The sequence below is a fragment of the Rhodococcus sp. NPDC057529 genome (assembly GCF_042802055.1).
In the GTDB taxonomy this organism is placed as follows: Bacteria; Actinomycetota; Actinomycetes; order Mycobacteriales; family Mycobacteriaceae; genus Rhodococcus_F.
In genome coordinates, this window is record NZ_JBHVEY010000005.1 from 442,989 (window position 1) to 459,269 (window position 16,281).

Genomic DNA, 16,281 nt, shown 5'->3' on the forward strand with positions numbered 1-16,281 from the left:
TCGGCGCACACTGAGGGCAGGGACGAGGAGGAGAGGGTGTTCGACCAGGACCGCGGCACCATATCCAGCGAAGAGCGTGACGCTTCGCCGGCGGACGAGCATCTCCTGAAAGAATCCCTGCTCGTCGAACCGGAAATCCGCCGCCGCCCGTGGCGCGAATTCCTCGAGTCGACGCCCGGACGCCTGTCCGTCCTCGCCGTCGTCCTCGTCGCGGTGGCGCTGACGGCCGGTGTCGTGACGTCCGCGGTGATCGGCGCGCGGCAGCAGCGAATGGAAACCCTTCGCGCCCATACCGAACCGCTGGCGGACGCCGCGCAGAACCTGTTCAGCTCGCTGTCGATCGCCGACGCCGTCGCGACGTCGTCGTTCATCGCGGGCGCCATCGAACCGCTCGCGGTCCGCGACCGGTACAACCAGGCGATCGGCGACGCGTCGAACGCACTCGTCACCGCGTCGTACGGCGTCACCTCCGGTGATGTGGACTCGCTGCGCCTGCTCACCGAGATGTCGCGGCACCTTGCCGTGTACACGGACCTGGTGGCAACCGCACGGTCCAACGACTCCGCGGGAAATCCGGTCGGGGTGGCGTACCTGGGAACCGCGTCAGCCCTGATGCAGGACACCATCCTCCCGCTGGCCGAACGCCTCTACAACGATCAGGCCGGCGCGGTCGCCGACACCCAGTCCCACACCGCCCGACTGCCCGTCACTGCCATCGTGGTTGCCTCGGCGGGGGTCGTCGTCCTGACCGTCGCGCACGTGTACGTGGCGCATCGAAGTCGTCGACGGGTCAATCCGGGGCTGGCGTGTGCGACGGTTCTGCTCGTTGCTCTCGTGGTGTGGATCGTGGTCGCGGGGCTGTTGTCGACGTCGGCGAGCGAACGCGCGCGGATCGACGGCGCCGAGCCTCTCGCGGCGGTCACGAAGGCGAGGATCTTCGCACAGCAGGCCCGCGCCGACGAAACCCTCGGACTGCTCCGGCCTGGATTCGATCCGACGGGCAGCGACTACACCCGGCACACGGACGCGTTGACCGCGATTCTGAATTCGGACGCGTCGCCGGATGCCGTCGACGTGCCTGCGATCAACGATGCGTCCGCTGCGTTCGAGGGATGGCGCAGCGCGCACCGGGAACTGCAGCGCAAGCTTGCGGACGGTGACTACCAGGGTGCGGCGGACGTTGCGGTCGGCCCGGGCTCGACGGCGTCGACTGCACAGTTCCGGGCCCTCGACGAATCGCTCGAGGATGCCATCATCGCCCTGCGCGCCGACGAACTCGACGCGATGCGGGAGTCGTACCGGAGGATGGCGGCGCTCACCGTGGGTGCCGTCGTGCTCGCCGTTTCCGCGGCACTCGCCGTGATCGCGGGAATCGAGCCCAGGGTGAGTGAGTATCACTGATGGCGCGACCTTTCCGCACACGGCGACCGGGTATCGCTCGGCTGCTCGGCACCCTCGCGTTCGGAACGGTACTGCTCGCCGGCTGCGGGACACCCGACGCACCCACCCCGACGTTCTCCGGGGATTTCACGGAATTTCCCGCGTCGGTCGGCGCCCGGATCATCGAACCACCCGAATCGCCGCCACCCGCCGAGGAGCCGTCGTCCTGCGCACCAACGGCGAGCCTCCGTCCGGGGATCGCCGGCGTGGGCGGCACTCTCGGCGAGATCCGGGCCCGTGGAACCCTGGTCGTCGCAGTCGACCAGAACACCAACCTGTTCAGCTTCCGCGATCCGACCACCGGTACCCTCACCGGCTTCGGCGTCGATCTCGCGAGGGAGGTCGCCCGCGACCTGCTCGGCGACCCCGGCAAGGTCGAATTCCGGCCACTCGGTTCCGACGACGGCGCCGACATGCTCGCGCACCGGGATGCGGACATGATCGTGCGCCCGGTGGCACTGCCCTGTGAGAGCCCGCAGAATGTGGACTTCTCCACGGTGTATCTCGAGACTCCCCGGCGCCTCGTCGTGCGGGACGGGTCCGGGATATCCGAGCCCGCGGACCTGGCACGGCGACGGGTCTGCACGCACGACGATCCGGCGTCCGTGTCGGCACTGGCGCGGATCGCCCCCAAAGCCACGATCCTAGCGGTACCCGATTGGGACGACTGCCTCATGGCCATGCAGCAGCGGCAGGTCGACGCGGTCGTGGGCGGCGCCCTCCTCGCCGGACTCGTCGCGCAGGATCCGAATCTCGACATCGTCGGTCCCGAGTCCGACTCCGCCCGGTACGCCGTCGCTCTCGCGCCGGGCAACGACGACCTGGTCCGGTTCGTCAACGGCACCTTGCAGCGAGTGCGCACCGACGGAACCTGGACCGCCCTCTACGATCGCTGGCTGTCGCCACTCGGCCCGGCGCCCGCACCGCCGTCCCCGGAGTACCGGGACTGACTCCGCAATTACCGGGCGACCTCGGGATCATCGTCGGCAACGGTCCGCGGAAGGCCGGTCCCCATCGGGTCGAGCAGGGCGGTCGTGCGCGCACCCCATCGCTCGTGCGCGGACTGACGGGTCATTCCGGCGGCCTTCCCGATCGTCGCCCACGTCGCACCCTGAAAGCGCAGTCCGAGAACGGTTTCGATGCCGTCCAGCCCGGCGGCGAGCTGTATGCGAAGACTCAGCAGATGCCAGGCCAGAGTGCGCTCATTCGGAATGTCCGTGCCCTGCTCGGCATCCCATTCGGCTGTGCCGGGAAGCGGTCCGGTGCCGATGATTTCGTCGGCGAATCGGCTCGCTTCGGCCGCCGCCGCCGTGATCACGGCGCGCGCAGCGGCATCGATGTCGGCGCTGACAGCGCGTTCGACAAGTTCCATGACGACCTCCCATTCTGTCAGGTACAGCCTGACAGCGTTCGGGAGTGGTGTCAAGGATTCCCTGACACGAGCGCCACGCGCCGAATTACCCGGGTGATGCCGCGCGGAGCTGGGCTGCGAGGTCGGTGATGTCGGTCGCCGAGATGTCCCAGCTGCCCGTCGGCGCGAGATCCGTGGTCTGGTGGGGTCCGTGTTCGAGGGGCCGGAGAATGAACGCTGTCGCCAGGCCCGCAGCCTGCGCGGCCTCGAGGTCGCCGTTGTGGGCGGCCGCAAGCATGACTTCGCCCGGGTGGAGGCCGAGAAGTTGTGCGGTGTGCAGATAGGCCCGGGGATGCGGCTTGTAGATCCGGTTCATATCGGAGCCGATGATGACATCCCACGGGATTCCGGCATTCTTCGCCATGTCGAGCAGCAGAGAAGTGTTGCCGTTCGAGAGCGGACCGATGATGTAGTCGGACCGGATTGCGGTGAGACCGGGCACGCTGTCGGGCCACGGAGTGAGCTCGTGCCATGTGCGCGAGAGCTCGTCCAGCTCTCCAGCGTCGTGATCCGAGGGGTCGATGCCCGATTCGAGGAGCGCGGCGTCGAGGTTTTCGCGGTGCAGGGTATCGAGCGTCACGAACTCGCGGGCGCCGGACCGGATGGGTTCCATCGACGGCTGGTAGCGGTCCCGCCACCGGTCGGCGAACGCGGCTGCGTCCAACTCGAGCCGATGGCGTTCCGCGTAGCCCGCGACAGCGGAGGCGATATCGGTGCGCCAGTCGACGACGGTGCCGAACGTATCGAACAGCACGGCACGAATACTGCGTCCCGTCGACGGGGACCGGAACCGCGCACCACCCATGAGGCGCCCTTTCGCTCGAACACACGACGTCGCACCACAATAGGCGCGCCGAACGGGCATGATCGAGCGCACCAGCGGGTCGCGGAGGTACAGCCCGCCCCACACGAATATGCCCACATAGATCGGGAACAGGGTGGTACTGACGATCGGTTGCTCGGTGAGCATGTTGGTAGCGACCGCTCCACCGAGGTATCCGGTGAGCAGCACGGCGCCCAGGATCGAGGTGGCGGGCACGATGTAGAGAATCAGACACACCAGCAGAACCACCCCGATCACGCGGTTGAGGTTCTCGGCGAAGCCCAGTTCTGCCATCGCCTCACGCACCATCTGGGTGTTCGCGATGTGGATGAGCGAGTCGAAGAGGAGAAACAGCACCGCGAGTGCGCTGACGACGAGCCCTGCGACTCGGGCCTTCTTCGTCGTTCCGTCCGTGGGCGCGGGTGTCTCGGCGGACGCTCCGGTGGCGGGAGGTGTCGAGGTCATGAGATTTTCTCCTTGTTGTTCAGGAAGCTCCAACACGCTTCGTGGGTCCTCACACCAGTACAGACCGGAAGTGACGGGAAAACTCACCGCAGCGGAGCGAACTTGGTGCGCCACCCACTCTTCGACCGCCCGCACAGAGGTTCTCACGGGTGGTTGGATGAACTGGTGCAACTCGTGATCGAGGCAACCGACCTTCCCGGATCGTCGTGCCCGCCGGGGTCCCATTTCCCCGGCTACGACAACATCCATGTGGCCGTGCAGCGCCGCGGCGCTCCCGGCGATCTTCTCGACCTGCATCCAGGGGACGCGACCACGGCCCGCTGGGTTCTCGAGTGCAAGACGACCCCGACGCCGGCGGGTCTCGACATCACCGGTCCGTACGTACAGGGCCGCCCCGGCGGGCGCTTCGTCTACCTGTCGTGGGGGTCGATCGGCCGAGATGGCGAATTCGATATGTTCCGGCGGGCCAAGTTGATGTGGGACGGCGTGGATCGGGCCACCGCAGACGCGGCGGCGGCGGCCGGACGCATCACTGCGCGACTCGGACTCACCGACGCCCGCGGGAATCCCCTGTGCGCTGCAGTGCGTCCGCCGTTGATCGAGTGGTCCGCGTAGCCGCCGCGATCAGGACGCGGGCACTTCCCACTCGACCACTGTCCCCGGCGCGCCGTCGCGGATGACGGCACGGCCACCGAGTTGCGCGGCTCGGTTGCAGATGTTCGCCAGCCCGTGCCCCCGGATGACGTCCGCGCCCATCCCTGTACCGTCGTCGGTCACGCTCAGCGCCAGGCGGTCGTCGTCGGCGGCGACCATCACACGGCACGACGTCGCATGGGCGTGACGGGCAACGTTGCTCAGTGCCTCGCGGAGCACCGCCTGAAGTTCCGGACCTGCGTTGTGGCCGGAGAACTGGTCGACCGGCCCGTCCAGGCACACGTCGGGCGTGAATCCGAGTGCGGCGGTACTACTCTCGACGATCTCACCGACCGCCGCACTCAAACTTGCGGTGCCGTTCGTCACTGCGGTCGCACCAATCTCGAGGTCGAAGATGACCGCCCTCAAACCGCGAACGATGCTGTCGGTTTCGTCGATGAGCGGATCGAGATCCGCGGCAAGACGGGGATGCCGTCGGGCCAGGGAGGTCAATGCGAGGCCCAGCCCGAACACGCGCTGAATCGTCAGGTCGTGCAGATCGGCCGCCATCCGGGTTTGTTCGTCGTGGCGGGTTCGTTCGTGTTCCGCCTGCACGAGTAGCCGATTCTGGGTGAGCAGACTGGTCCGCATGGTGTCGACGGCGCTGCCGATCATCGACACTTCCCTCGGGCCGTCGGTGCCGATATCCCTCTCGTAGTCGCCCTCGGCCACCGCGCTGATGTCTGCGACGAGCCGCTCGATCGGCCGGGTCAGCAATCGTCGCGTCAGATACAGGGAGGCCATCGCGGTGCCGATCGCGAGAACGAACGCGACGGCGGTAGCGATATTTGCCAAGACCTGCGCCGAGCGAACCCGATCGACCTGTTCGGTCACCCGTTCATCCGTCAGGGCATTGAGGTCCTGAAGCTGTGAGCGCAGCCCGTCGAACAGTTCCTTGCCCGTCGCGGTCATGGCCACGACCTGCTCGTCCGCTATCTCGTTGTTGCGACGAGCGAGGATCTCCGGCTCGCTGGCCTGAGTGGTCCAGGTGTTCGCCGCCTCGACGACCGCGTCCAGCGTTGCCGAAGCCTCCGCGTCGCCGGCAAGCAGCGCGGTCAGATCCGACAGGGACGCGGCCGCGGCGTCCCTGCCTGCGTCGTACGGTTCGAGGAAACTCGGATCACCGGTCAGAACATAGCCACGCTGCCCGGTCTCCTGGTCCACATAGGCGGTCGTCAGATCCGACACGGCATGCTGCGCGGGCAGGAGGCGCTCGGAGAGCACGTTCTCGGACGCACGAACCACCAGTCTCCCGTACACGGAAAACGCCGCAGTAACGGCGAACAGGGCCACGAGGATCCCGATCGCCAACCACAGCAACGTCCGCAATGACATCCGTCTGGCCTTCGCAGTCCGACCCGACATGGTCAGCCTCTCACCTGTTCCGAACACAGGATCGGGTGCCTGGACGTCCCGACCCCGCCGGTTCCACACTATTGCGCCCGACCTGCGCGGCGGAACCGATTGCCGAGTCCGATCGACGCCCAATGTTCGGTCAGGCGGGAGGGTGGGCGCTGAGCCAGGTCGCTGCTCTGCGCGCCGACGCGCGTGAGAGCCACGCATCCTGAACGAGCTCCACCAATTCTTGCCGGGACAACTCGCCGATGCGGCTCCCCCTCAACAGCACCGACAGGTGGCCGTCGAAGTGTGAGGTAGTGAAGAACGGTGTCGTGTCATCGCGGACGAGCGCCTGCTTGTCGGCGTCGGACGGCACCCAGAACACGATCACGTCGTCATAGCGTTCCCCGGTGTCCGGGTCCGTCGCATCGGGTCGCGGATTGCGGAAGAACACGAACGACTTACCACCGACCTGGTAGACGGGATTGTCGCCGGGGCCGTGGGTAACGGTGACATGCGGCATGCCCAGAGCCAGATCGTGCACATCTTCGACCCGTGCCGCCCGGCTACCGATTCCCACCTCACCACCCTAAATGCTCTGCATCCGGGGCGCCGCCGTACCGGGTTTCAGGCCGTGTGTGTGCGTCCGACCTCAGGCTTGTGTTGTGTTGTGCGCATGGATGAGCCGGAGGGCCGCGTCCCGGTCACGGCGATCGAGGGCGTCGACGAGGTCGGCGTGCAACTGCTGACGCTCGGCGATGTATTCCGGCAGCGGCCTGTCGCCGACCGGTTCGACGGAGACGGTGTGGGATTCGATCAGGTCGAGCAGGCTCAGGTAGATCGACTTCAGGATCGCGTTGGGGCTCACCCGGGCGATCGCGGCGTGCAGTTCCCAGTTGGCTCGGACGAATCCCGTCGCGTCGCCGGCGTCGGCGGTCTGCCGCATGACGTCGAGGGCGGTGCGCATACGGGTGATGTCGACGGCCGAACTGTGATCGAGTGCGTCCTCGACGAGCAGCGGGTCGAGGGCGTCACGAATACGTACGGCATCGGCGACATCCCCTTCCGCGGCGTCGAGGGAGAGAATCGAGTTCCCGAGACGCGCGATGGGGGTGGGCGAAGCGGCAAACAGCCCCCCTCCGGGTCCCGATCGGACGGTGATCACGCCGCGTGACTGCAGAATGCGCAGAGCTTCGTTGAAGGTCCCCTTCGCGACGCCGCACTGTTCCTGAAGTTCCTTCTTCGTACCGAGGCGCGCGCCGTGCGGCGCCTGCTCCGCGAGTTGGCCGATAGCCAGTGCGGCCTGCTCGGTGCGGCTCAGCGATGCGTCCATCATCATCCGCTGTGCGAGATCGGTCATCGTGTCCTCGTTTCGTCGTGCCCGTCACCACTTCACTGCTGGCCGTCGGACCATCACCGATTCTACCGTATTGAGCATGCTCGATACCGATCAATCGGGTCGAGTCTCTTGACAGGCGGTGCGGGTCACAGCATGCTGTGCCTATTGAACATGCTCAATAGGGCTCAATTGGTGTCCTAGTGCATTCACCGAGGAAGAGCAACGAACATGCAGGAAAACACCCACGACGTCGTGATCGTCGGCGCCGGGCCCGTAGGGCTGGCGCTGGGGCGGATGCTCGGCCTGCGCGGCCACGACGTGGTGATCGTCGAACGCTGGCCGGAGCCGTACCCACTCCCGAGGGCCGTCCACTTCGACGACGAGATCGGCCGAGTCTTCCAATCGATGGGCCTGACCTCGGAAATCCAGTCGATCTCCGAGGCGGTGCCCGACCACTACGAGTGGCGCAATGCCGCCAGGGAATCGTTGGTGAAGATCGACTGGTCCGGCACCGGTCCGAGCGGGTGGCCGACGGCCAGCTTCTTCTCCCAACCTCAGCTCGAGAAGGTCCTCGGCGCAGCGGTCGAGGAGATGCCGAACGTCACTCTGCTCCGCGGCGCCGAGGTCGTCGGTATCGACGAGGGCACACGCGACGTCGTGGTGACGTTCACCAGCACCGTCGTCAAACAGCGGCAGGTGCGAGCACGGTTCGTGATCGGCTGCGACGGCGCGAACAGCTTCGTCCGTGAACGCATGGGTGCGACCATGCACGACGAGGGCTTCTTCTTCGACTGGCTGATCGTCGACACCATTCCGCTCGACGACCGCGGTTGGTCACCACAGAACTGGCAACTGTGCGATCCCGCCCGGCCGACCACGGTCGTGTCGGGCGGACCGGGACGTCGTCGATGGGAGTTCATGCGACTGCCCGGCGAGACGAGAGAAGAACTGGACACGCCGGAGAAGGCATGGGAGTTGCTCCGGGCGTGGGACCGGACGCCGGAGAACAGTGAACTCGAGCGGCACGCCGTCTACACGTTCGCCGCGCGGTGGGCGGACCGGTGGAACGCCGGCCGTCTCGCGATCGCCGGTGACGCCGCGCACCAGATGCCTCCCTTCGCCGGGCAGGGCATGTGCTCGGGCATCCGCGACGCAGCCAATCTGTCATGGAAGCTCGATCGGATCCTGCGCGGTGAATCCGACCTCGCATTGCTCGATTCGTACTCGTCCGAACGCAGCGCGCACCTGCAGCATGCGGTCACGATGTCGGTCGAACTCGGGCGGGTCATCTGCGTCCTCGACGAGGAGAAGGCCACCGAACGCGATACCCGCATGATCGGCGGTGGCGCCGACCCCGCGAAGGTTTTGCCGGTCACAGCCCTTCCCGTCCTCGGAGACGGCGTCACCGCGCAAGACACTGACGGCGGCAGGCTGCGCGGGACCCTTGCACCACAGTTTCCGGTGCGGATCGGCGCCCACAGCGACCTCCTCGACGAGGTCACCGGCTTCGGTTCGGTCCTGCTGGTACGCGGTGACACCGATGTCGCGCAAGCGGATCCGACACTGCAGCGACTGCTCGACAGCACCGGCGTACGGCTGAAGACCGTCGAGGAGACCGGAGCACCGGATCTGCTCGACGCGACCGGTCAATGGACTCGGTGGTTCCACGGACAGAACATCAGCGCAGTGCTCGTCCGGCCGGATCACTACATCTTCGGCGGCGTCACCGACAACACCCAACTGACGGATCTGCTCAGCGAATACCGCGACCGACTGCGGACCCTAGACCCATCCCCTACCAGCCCCCACCCTGCAACCACCACCGTGTGAACTCACTCCAGGAGAACCACTTTCATGCGCATCGCCAATATCGACCACCGTGCCGCCCTCGTCCTCGGAGAGAACGGTTCCGAGCGGGCCGTCGACATCGCCCACGCCTCCCGCGGCCGGTTCGCCCCGAACCTGCAGGCACTCTACGAAGCCTGGGACGACGTCACCGAATGGGCCGCAGTCCAGGACCTCTCGGCTCTGACCGACGACAGCGTCCCGATCGACCGCACCCGCTTGAGGGCACCGTCGCCGGCACCGCGGCAGGTGTTCGCCGTCGGCCTGAACTACCACGCCCACGCCGCCGAATCCGGCTTCGAATCCCCCACCCACCTACCACCGGTCTTCACCAAATACGCCTCGTCCTTCACCGGCCCCGACACCGACGTCATCATCCCCACCGGCGGCAACGTCGACTGGGAGGTCGAACTCGTCGCCGTCGTCGGCCGCGAAACCCGCAACATCGACCCCGCCGACGCCTGGGCGCACGTCGCCGGCCTCACCGCCGGCCAGGACATCTCCGAACGCATCACCCAAACCAGAGGTCCCGCACCACAATTCGGGCTCGGAAAATCCTACGCCGGGTTCTCCCCGCAAGGCCCCTGGCTGGTCACCCCCGACGAGTTCGCCGACCCCGACGACCTCGAACTCGGCTGCACCATCGACGGCGAACAAGTGCAGAAAGGCCGCACCCGCGACCTCATCTTCCCCGTCCCGAAGCTCATCGCCACCCTCTCCCACACCGTCACCCTCTACCCCGGCGACGTCATCTTCACCGGCACCCCCGCCGGCGTCGGCGTCGGCCGCACCCCGCAACGGTTCCTGCAGCCCGGCGACACACTCGACAGCTGGATCGACGGCATCGGCCAGCTGCACCAGAGATTCGTCGCCGAACCCGACGCGCAGTAAGGACACCACGTCATGGCACTACACGGACTGGGCAAGGTCACCCTCGGCGTCCCCAACGTCGACGACACCATCGCCTACTACACCGACTTCGGACTCGAGCACCGCGGGAACGGGGTGTTCGCCACCCGCGACGGCGGCGAACAACTTCACATCGTGCACGCACCCACCCGGCGCCTGGTCGAGCTGACCGTCGCCGCCGACGACCCCGACGACATCACCGCCACCACAGCGCGGCTGACCAGACTCGGTATCGCGATCCAGCACGACGGCACGTCCGTCAGCGCCGTCGAACCGATCACCGGCACCCTGGTGCGAGTCCAGGTCCGGCCCCGGATCGTCATCGAACCCGCCGTCGCGGCCACTGCCTACAACGGGCCCGGGCGCATCGACCGCTGGGGACGGGCCCCGTTCCTCACCCGCACCGACCCGGTACGCCCCCGCAAACTCGGCCACGCGGTGATCGGGTCCACCGACCTCGAGACCACCATGAAGTTCTTCACCGACGGCCTCGGCTTCAAGGTCAGCGACTACATGGGCGACAAGGCCGCATTCCTGCGCTGCTCCGTCGAACACCACAACGTCCTCGTCATGGCCGCCCCGGTGAACTTCATGCACCACACCAGCTGGCAGGTCGACGACGTCGACGAGGTCGGCCGCGGCGCCCACACCATGCTCGCAGGCAACCCCGAACGCCACATCTGGGGACTCGGCCGCCACTACGCGGGCGCGAACTTCTTCTGGTACCTCAAGGACCCGGCCGGGAACTTCTCCGAGTACTACTCCGACATGGACACCGTCCCCGAAGACGAACTCTGGTCCCCGGAAATTCTGGACGGACTCCAGGGCCTCTACGCCTGGGGACCACCACCACCCCCATCGTTCCTCGAACCCGACGACCTCGCCGCCCTCATGACCGGAGCGCATTCCGCGAAGGGGTGACTGCGGGCTTCGTCGACATCGAGAGGGTAGATCTGTCGGGATGCGAGTCCGCGTCAGATGCGGCGACCCAGATCGGCAACACCATGGCGACGCCGCCCGAATCGGAGAAGCCACACGTCGTCGTGGTCGACAGTCTCGAACGGATCAGCTCCGGGGTGCGCGCCCTCGGAGCGCTCCTGACTGCCCACCCGCACGTCCGGCTCCTTGCAACGAGCCGGGCCGCGACCGATCTGTCACACGACAACCGATACGTACTGCGCCCTCTGCGCTGTCCCGACGCAGACGGTGCCCCCAACATCGACGCGTCGACCAGTCCAGCGCTGACACTCTTCCTCGATCATGCCCGCCGGGTTGCCTTCGAACGAGACCCGAGGCCCAGGCCCACACGGTCGCCTCGATTTGCCGGCAACTCGGCTTGCCGGCAACTCGGCGGGCTTCCCCTCGCCCTCATGATCGCCACCCATCAACTGAGCACGTTGACGCTGGACGCCTTGGCGGCGCAGATCGAAGACGGTTGGTCGCCGAACATGCGTGGACCCGCTGATCTTCCCGACCGTCACCGCACCTTGGCGCGCACCGTAGCGGACACCGTGTCGCTGCTCGAGCCGGTCGATGCCGCCTTTACAAGGTCCTTGCGGTTTTCGACGGCGTCATCGAACCTCGAGCACTGTCAGCGATTCTCGCCGATTCGGTAGGCGAACGGCACGGACCTGCCGAAGTCTGTTCTCCGCACGTGGTGGTGGATCACCTCGACGAATTCGTCCACCTCAGCCTGCTCTTGCATAGGTACGTTGCATTCGATCGTGGACATGTCACTTCCGACTGTGTCGCGGCTGGGGATGCATTTAGGCCACAGACTGCCGAGTGGGTCCTCCAGTCCGTGCTCCGCACCGGCCCACGGTCGCTGTGGCGATGTACGCGGAGGAGCGGCCCTGGAAGAAGTCTTCAAGGCTGGTGGCGTTGCACGTCATGTAGAGAGTTTCCAGATCCGGGCCACCGAATGCGCAGGCGACGGCCCAGGCGCCTTCCACCGCGATCTTGTCAGTGATGTCCCCGCCCTCTTCGACTCGATAGAAACCGCTGTCCTCGTCGGAGGTCATTGCGTTACCGAACCACACCCCGCCTGCGGCGTCGAGCGCGATTCCGTCGGGATGGTAGGTTTCCGGAAGTTGCGCCCACACTCGATGGTTGGCGAGCGATCCGTCGTCGTTGATATCGAACGCGCTGATGCGGTGTGCGAAAGTCTCGGCGAGGAGCAGCTTTCCGTCAGGAGTCAGGGCCCCACCGTTCGGGAACGTCACGTCTCCGTCGACGCGGGTGACGTTTCCTGCTGGGTCGATGTGTGCGAGGTTGGTTGGCTTGGGGTCTTCCTCGCCCACGGCGTATCCGAAGTTTCCGGCGTAAGCGTGCCCGGTTTCGGTTACCACCATGTCGTTGCCGAGGCCTCCGGCGATGGCGCTGAAGTCCGCGTATTCCGTGATGGAGCCGGAGTCGTTGATTTGCAGGACTTTGTTGTCTGCCTGCGAGACGACCAAGATGGACCCGTCGGGAAGGAATCCGAGGCCGGAGGGGGCGCCGGCGATCTCGGCAACAGTTTCTGCGGAGCCGTCGGGGTGGAATCTCAGAACTTTCTTGGCGAAGAAGTCGCTGGCCCAGAGTTGACCGTCATGCCAGCGAGGTGTTTCGAGGAACTGGTGACCGGATGAAAACATATTCAGTTCATGCTTTTTCATGGCTAGTCCTGCCTTGTACATTGTTGGTGATGGTGCGGTTGTTCACGCTGTGACTGCCTTCATGAACGCCTCCAGTTCGTGCGGGATGTCCGGTCCGGCGGGCGTGTAGGTGACCTCGGTCGCGCCGCCTGCTTCGAGTGCGGCGACCTTGTCGCGCCATTCGGCGGCGGAAAGAGCCATGCCGCTCTTGACGAGGACGTCACCGGTCAGGTAGGGGCGGTCGATGGCGGATACGAACACTCCGTGTCCCTCGTGCAGCACCAGGTGGCGGATGTCGGTGGGGACGTCGGAATACGCTTGCGCCCAGTCTGCGGCGTCGAATGGGAGTTGGGAGGCGCCATTGAACTCGACCGCGTAGTGCAGCATGATCGCCGCCCCGGGGCCGCCGGCGTCGAGTACCCGCTGCGAGCCTGGGTCCTCCCCCTCGTCCAGGACGGTGCCCTGAGCCATGACCATGCTCCAGTCCCAACCATCGTGTGGCGCGAAGGCGCCGATCGCGCCGTCGGCGAGTTCATGCGCGACCGCCATTCCTTTCGGTCCGTCGGCCGCAACGAGAAAGGGAACTTCGATCGGTCGGATCGGCCCGGTGAGTGGTCCGTGCAGCAGTTTGACGTTGCTGCCTTCCCATTCGACGGTTTCGCCGCGCAGCAATGCGCGCACGGTCTTGATGTACGCGGCGACGTAGGTCCACTTGGATGGTCGCTGACCGGTGACGATGGCGCCGCTGAATCCGCTACCCACGCCGATTGCGACGCGCTCCCGGCCGGCGATCGAGACCAACGTCGAGATCGCGTTCGCGGTGGTGATCGGATGGCGCAGCGCGGGTGCGAGCACGCCGGTCGCGAGTGTGATGCGCTCGGTGCGATCCGCCGCTCGACCGAGTTGCATCCACACATCCGCGCACACCGGTGCGGTATCGAACATCCAGGCGGTGTTGTAGCCGAGTTCTTCTGCGATTCTCGCGTGTTCGTGACTGTTCAAGGATGTTGCGAGCCCGCACGACAAGGTCAATGCCATTGTCATTTCCTCTTAACGTAGGTGAGGTCGGTGCCCCGACACTTAGCTGTTCGGACTGGTGGCGAAGGTCTGTTCGTTGTAGAAGATGGTCATTTCGATGATCTTCCCGTCGCGTACGGTCGATTGTTCGGCGATGTAGACGTCTTTGCCGGAGGAGATATCGGGGGCGTGGAAGGTGACGAAGCACTTGTCGTTGTCGGCCACCGTGTACTTGATTTTGAGCTTGGTGAGGTCGAGATTCTGCATGAGTGTGCCGAAGAGTCCGAGGAACTGTTCGTGCCCGGTGTAAGTGCCGCCCCAGGGGAGGTAGGAGGGCTCGTTGACGACGACGTCCTCGGCGAGGCTCGAGAGGACGCCCTCGACATCTCCCGCGGCGCCGGCGGCGTAGAGCCGTTCGACGATGGTGCGGGTCTGTTCGGTCTGCGAGATCGTTTCGGTCATGGTGTCTTCCCTTTCATCAGGTCGCCCACATCGAGTGAGGTGGGCGGTTGTCCCTATCGCTGCCCGACTGCAGCGTGGTTAGTGGAGACCGAGCAGCGGCCGGACCCACGTGCCCATTCGCGCGATAGCTCGGTCGGCCTCCGGCGCCCGTCCTGCGAGGCACGGGTAGATATGCTGCATCTCGTGTTCGATCTCGACGGTCATATCAACTCCGGCTGACCGTGCGTTCACGGCGAAGCGGATCGAGTCGTCGAGCAAAGCCTCGTGCGAGCTGACGTGGATAAGGATCGGCGGCAGGCCGGCTGGGTCCGCGTACAGCAGGTTGATCAAAGGATCGGACACTGCGTCGTCGGGCACGGCCAGGCGGCGGATTGTCTCGAGCATTGCCCGGTTGACCGTCTTGTCGTGATCGGCGTTGGTGTCCAGACTCTCGCTCTCGAGTTCCATGTCCAGCCACGGTGATATCGGCATGATGGCGGCAGGGAGTGGTTCTCCGTCCGCTCTGAGCTTGAGAGCGACTGCGATGCAGAGGTTTCCGCCTGCCGAATCTCCTGCTGTCGCAATGTGGTGCGGATCGATTCCCTGTTTCCGTATCCAGTGGTAGGCGGTGACGGCGTCGTCCAATTGGGCGGGCGCTCGGTGTCTGGGTGCCCGTCGATAGTCGGGCACGAGTACGGGGGCGCCGATCGCCTTGGCCAGGTGCCCGGCCAGTTTGCGGTGCGAGTGGTAGGACCAAAACATGAACCCACCGCCGTGCAGGTAGAGCACCGCACGGTCCGTGGCGCCGCCGGTGGGGATGCACCACATCGAGGGAACCCCGTCGGCATCGATCTCGTCGTAGCTCACGCCGGTGGGTTCGACGGTGGCGCGGTGCCACTCTTCGAGCATTTCCCGGTTGGCGGCGAGGCTCATGTCCGGGTGAGCGGCGGCGCGTTCCGTCCAGCTCGAGTACAGCTCTGCCAGATAGGCCGATTCCGCGCTCACCATCTCGTCTCCGTTCATGTCGTCGCTTCCTCGCGGGCAGCGAACTGTGAATCTTTGGCAGGTGCGCCGATGATCAGCTCGGGCTCGGCGTTTCGTACGGGAAGATGACGTTCAAGCCGCCGTCGACCGTGATGTTCTGGCCGGTGATGTAGCCGGACAGCGGCGTGGCAAGGAACAGCAGCGCCGACGCGATGTCTTCGGGGTATGCCCTGCGGCGTAAGGGGGTGTTGTTGCCGTTACGCTCCCCCAGCTCTTCGCCGAGCATTGCGGCGATCCGCGGTGTCCAGACGAGACCGGGTGCGATCGAGTTGACTCGAATGCCGTCGGGTCCCAACTCGACGGCCGCGGTGCGGATCAGGGACATCAGGCCTGCCTTCGCGACGCCGTATCCGGCGTGTCCTGGTGCGCTCGCGATACCTGACACCGAGGAGACGAACACAAGTGGTCCGCCACCGTTCTTGGCCATCAAGGGCGCAGCGCACTGGATCACGTAGTAGGCGTGGCGTAGCACTATGTCGTGGTGGAAGTTCCAGTGCTCGTCATCTGCGTCCAAGAGTGGGGTCCAACGGCCCATGCCGACGATGTCGACGACACCGTCCACGCCGCCCAACTCTTCCACGGCGACGTCGAAGACCCGCTCGACCTCTTCCCGTTTGGTGACGTCGGCGACGAGGGGTACACCGTCGATCTCCGCGGCAACCTGATCGACCCGGGCCTGGTCGACGTCGACGAGTAGCACCTTGGCGCCGACGCTGGCGAGCGCATGGCAGGTCTGCCTGCCGATACCGACGCCACCGCCGAGCACGACGAAACGCTGTCCATCCAATCTCGACATCGCCGCGTAGTCGGGTACTTCGCTGTAATCCTGTTCGAAGACGGGCTCGGCGCCGGTCGTGGTACTCATGATCTGCTCCTCTGAATC

The 16,281-nt window shown here is 65.8% G+C and carries 17 protein-coding genes and 1 pseudogene; 7 read left to right on the forward strand and 11 right to left on the reverse strand.

The annotated features are described in order from the left end of the window. The first annotated feature begins 36 nt into the window (after positions 1-36). Positions 37-1,401 (forward strand): hypothetical protein, encoded by a 1,365-nt coding sequence (locus ACFU5V_RS12875; protein WP_378699563.1) that lies wholly within the window; start codon positions 37-39, stop codon positions 1,399-1,401. Beyond that, the gene (locus ACFU5V_RS12880) at positions 1,401-2,390 is read left to right on the forward strand and encodes a glutamate ABC transporter substrate-binding protein (RefSeq protein WP_378699565.1); all 990 of its coding nucleotides are present in this window, start codon (positions 1,401-1,403) and stop codon (positions 2,388-2,390) included. The genes ACFU5V_RS12875 and ACFU5V_RS12880 overlap by 1 nt, the downstream gene beginning before the upstream one ends. Positions 2,391-2,398: 8 nt before the next feature. On the opposite strand, the gene ACFU5V_RS12885 is transcribed toward ACFU5V_RS12880, so the two are convergent. The 3 genes and pseudogenes from ACFU5V_RS12885 to ACFU5V_RS12895 form a co-directional block, all read right to left on the reverse strand. After that, on the reverse strand, positions 2,399-2,812 hold the full coding sequence (locus tag ACFU5V_RS12885) for a hypothetical protein (RefSeq protein ID WP_378438728.1): 414 nt from the start codon (positions 2,810-2,812) through the stop codon (positions 2,399-2,401). A gap of 85 nt (positions 2,813-2,897) precedes the next feature. Beyond that, the gene (locus ACFU5V_RS12890; RefSeq protein WP_378438733.1) at positions 2,898-3,656 is read right to left on the reverse strand and encodes a haloacid dehalogenase type II; all 759 of its coding nucleotides are present in this window, start codon (positions 3,654-3,656) and stop codon (positions 2,898-2,900) included. Positions 3,657-3,701: 45 nt separating this feature from the next. Then, positions 3,702-4,139: pseudogene (locus ACFU5V_RS12895) on the reverse strand (DoxX family protein); the annotation flags it as partial. 165 nt (positions 4,140-4,304) lie between these two features. On the opposite strand from ACFU5V_RS12895, the gene ACFU5V_RS12900 reads away from it, so the two are divergent. Further along, positions 4,305-4,754 (forward strand): DUF5990 family protein, encoded by a 450-nt coding sequence (locus tag ACFU5V_RS12900; RefSeq protein WP_378433449.1) that lies wholly within the window; start codon positions 4,305-4,307, stop codon positions 4,752-4,754. Positions 4,755-4,763: 9 nt separating this feature from the next. On the opposite strand, the gene ACFU5V_RS12905 is transcribed toward ACFU5V_RS12900, so the two are convergent. From ACFU5V_RS12905 to ACFU5V_RS12915, 3 genes are all read right to left on the reverse strand, one after another. After that, positions 4,764-6,167, reverse strand: coding sequence for a CHASE3 domain-containing protein (locus ACFU5V_RS12905; protein WP_378433446.1), 1,404 nt, complete (start codon positions 6,165-6,167; stop codon positions 4,764-4,766). Positions 6,168-6,327: 160 nt separating this feature from the next. Continuing rightward, positions 6,328-6,693 carry an MmcQ/YjbR family DNA-binding protein gene (locus ACFU5V_RS12910; RefSeq protein ID WP_378699635.1) on the reverse strand — a complete coding sequence of 122 codons (366 nt, stop codon included), beginning with the start codon at positions 6,691-6,693 and terminating at the stop codon, positions 6,328-6,330. A gap of 129 nt (positions 6,694-6,822) precedes the next feature. Further along, positions 6,823-7,530: a FadR/GntR family transcriptional regulator gene (locus tag ACFU5V_RS12915; protein WP_378433445.1), complete on the reverse strand. Its 708-nt coding sequence runs from the start codon at positions 7,528-7,530 to the stop codon at positions 6,823-6,825. 207 nt (positions 7,531-7,737) lie between these two features. On the opposite strand from ACFU5V_RS12915, the gene ACFU5V_RS12920 reads away from it, so the two are divergent. The 4 genes from ACFU5V_RS12920 to ACFU5V_RS12935 all read left to right on the forward strand — a co-directional run bounded on the left by ACFU5V_RS12920 (position 7,738) and on the right by ACFU5V_RS12935 (position 11,879). Beyond that, on the forward strand, positions 7,738-9,339 hold the full coding sequence (locus tag ACFU5V_RS12920; RefSeq protein ID WP_378699567.1) for a bifunctional 3-(3-hydroxy-phenyl)propionate/3-hydroxycinnamic acid hydroxylase: 1,602 nt from the start codon (positions 7,738-7,740) through the stop codon (positions 9,337-9,339). A gap of 24 nt (positions 9,340-9,363) precedes the next feature. Next, positions 9,364-10,245, forward strand: coding sequence for a fumarylacetoacetate hydrolase family protein (locus ACFU5V_RS12925; protein ID WP_378699569.1), 882 nt, complete (start codon positions 9,364-9,366; stop codon positions 10,243-10,245). A 12-nt stretch (positions 10,246-10,257) separates the two neighbouring features. Next, a complete protein-coding gene (locus ACFU5V_RS12930) occupies positions 10,258-11,184 on the forward strand; it encodes a VOC family protein (protein ID WP_378699571.1) in 927 nt (308 codons plus the stop codon). A 449-nt stretch (positions 11,185-11,633) separates the two neighbouring features. After that, a complete protein-coding gene (locus ACFU5V_RS12935) occupies positions 11,634-11,879 on the forward strand; it encodes a hypothetical protein (protein WP_378699573.1) in 246 nt (81 codons plus the stop codon). A 150-nt stretch (positions 11,880-12,029) separates the two neighbouring features. Here the strand turns inward: ACFU5V_RS12935 and ACFU5V_RS12940 are convergent, their stop codons facing one another. The 5 genes from ACFU5V_RS12940 to ACFU5V_RS12960 all read right to left on the reverse strand — a co-directional run bounded on the left by ACFU5V_RS12940 (position 12,030) and on the right by ACFU5V_RS12960 (position 16,263). Next, entirely contained in the window at positions 12,030-12,938 is a 909-nt protein-coding gene (locus tag ACFU5V_RS12940) for an SMP-30/gluconolactonase/LRE family protein (protein WP_378699575.1), read from the reverse strand. A 21-nt stretch (positions 12,939-12,959) separates the two neighbouring features. Continuing rightward, positions 12,960-13,934 (reverse strand): LLM class flavin-dependent oxidoreductase, encoded by a 975-nt coding sequence (locus ACFU5V_RS12945; protein ID WP_378699577.1) that lies wholly within the window; start codon positions 13,932-13,934, stop codon positions 12,960-12,962. Positions 13,935-13,976: 42 nt separating this feature from the next. Beyond that, the gene (locus ACFU5V_RS12950) at positions 13,977-14,375 is read right to left on the reverse strand and encodes a nuclear transport factor 2 family protein (RefSeq protein WP_378699579.1); all 399 of its coding nucleotides are present in this window, start codon (positions 14,373-14,375) and stop codon (positions 13,977-13,979) included. A 78-nt stretch (positions 14,376-14,453) separates the two neighbouring features. Beyond that, positions 14,454-15,377, reverse strand: a complete 924-nt coding sequence (locus ACFU5V_RS12955) for an alpha/beta hydrolase (protein ID WP_378699581.1) — start codon at positions 15,375-15,377, stop codon at positions 14,454-14,456. A gap of 55 nt (positions 15,378-15,432) precedes the next feature. Beyond that, positions 15,433-16,263: an SDR family NAD(P)-dependent oxidoreductase gene (locus ACFU5V_RS12960; protein WP_378699583.1), complete on the reverse strand. Its 831-nt coding sequence runs from the start codon at positions 16,261-16,263 to the stop codon at positions 15,433-15,435. Positions 16,264-16,281: the final 18 nt, after the last annotated feature.

What these genes read in the sequence shown, in the direction of transcription:
- ACFU5V_RS12910 (WP_378699635.1), bottom strand. Translation starts at nt 6,693, where the DNA reads ATGCCGCATGTCACCGTTACCCACGGCCCCGGCGACAATCCCGTCTAC.
- ACFU5V_RS12885 (WP_378438728.1), bottom strand. Translation starts at nt 2,812, where the DNA reads ATGGAACTTGTCGAACGCGCTGTCAGCGCCGACATCGATGCCGCTGCG.
- ACFU5V_RS12890 (WP_378438733.1), bottom strand. Translation starts at nt 3,656, where the DNA reads ATGGGTGGTGCGCGGTTCCGGTCCCCGTCGACGGGACGCAGTATTCGT.
- ACFU5V_RS12880 (WP_378699565.1), top strand. Translation starts at nt 1,401, where the DNA reads ATGGCGCGACCTTTCCGCACACGGCGACCGGGTATCGCTCGGCTGCTC.
- ACFU5V_RS12950 (WP_378699579.1), bottom strand. Translation starts at nt 14,375, where the DNA reads ATGACCGAAACGATCTCGCAGACCGAACAGACCCGCACCATCGTCGAA.
- ACFU5V_RS12945 (WP_378699577.1), bottom strand. Translation starts at nt 13,934, where the DNA reads ATGGCATTGACCTTGTCGTGCGGGCTCGCAACATCCTTGAACAGTCAC.
- ACFU5V_RS12930 (WP_378699571.1), top strand. Translation starts at nt 10,258, where the DNA reads ATGGCACTACACGGACTGGGCAAGGTCACCCTCGGCGTCCCCAACGTC.
- ACFU5V_RS12915 (WP_378433445.1), bottom strand. Translation starts at nt 7,530, where the DNA reads ATGACCGATCTCGCACAGCGGATGATGATGGACGCATCGCTGAGCCGC.
- ACFU5V_RS12920 (WP_378699567.1), top strand. Translation starts at nt 7,738, where the DNA reads ATGCAGGAAAACACCCACGACGTCGTGATCGTCGGCGCCGGGCCCGTA.
- ACFU5V_RS12925 (WP_378699569.1), top strand. Translation starts at nt 9,364, where the DNA reads ATGCGCATCGCCAATATCGACCACCGTGCCGCCCTCGTCCTCGGAGAG.
- ACFU5V_RS12960 (WP_378699583.1), bottom strand. Translation starts at nt 16,263, where the DNA reads ATGAGTACCACGACCGGCGCCGAGCCCGTCTTCGAACAGGATTACAGC.
- ACFU5V_RS12905 (WP_378433446.1), bottom strand. Translation starts at nt 6,167, where the DNA reads ATGTCATTGCGGACGTTGCTGTGGTTGGCGATCGGGATCCTCGTGGCC.
- ACFU5V_RS12940 (WP_378699575.1), bottom strand. Translation starts at nt 12,938, where the DNA reads ATGTACAAGGCAGGACTAGCCATGAAAAAGCATGAACTGAATATGTTT.
- ACFU5V_RS12935 (WP_378699573.1), top strand. Translation starts at nt 11,634, where the DNA reads ATGATCGCCACCCATCAACTGAGCACGTTGACGCTGGACGCCTTGGCG.
- ACFU5V_RS12955 (WP_378699581.1), bottom strand. Translation starts at nt 15,377, where the DNA reads ATGAACGGAGACGAGATGGTGAGCGCGGAATCGGCCTATCTGGCAGAG.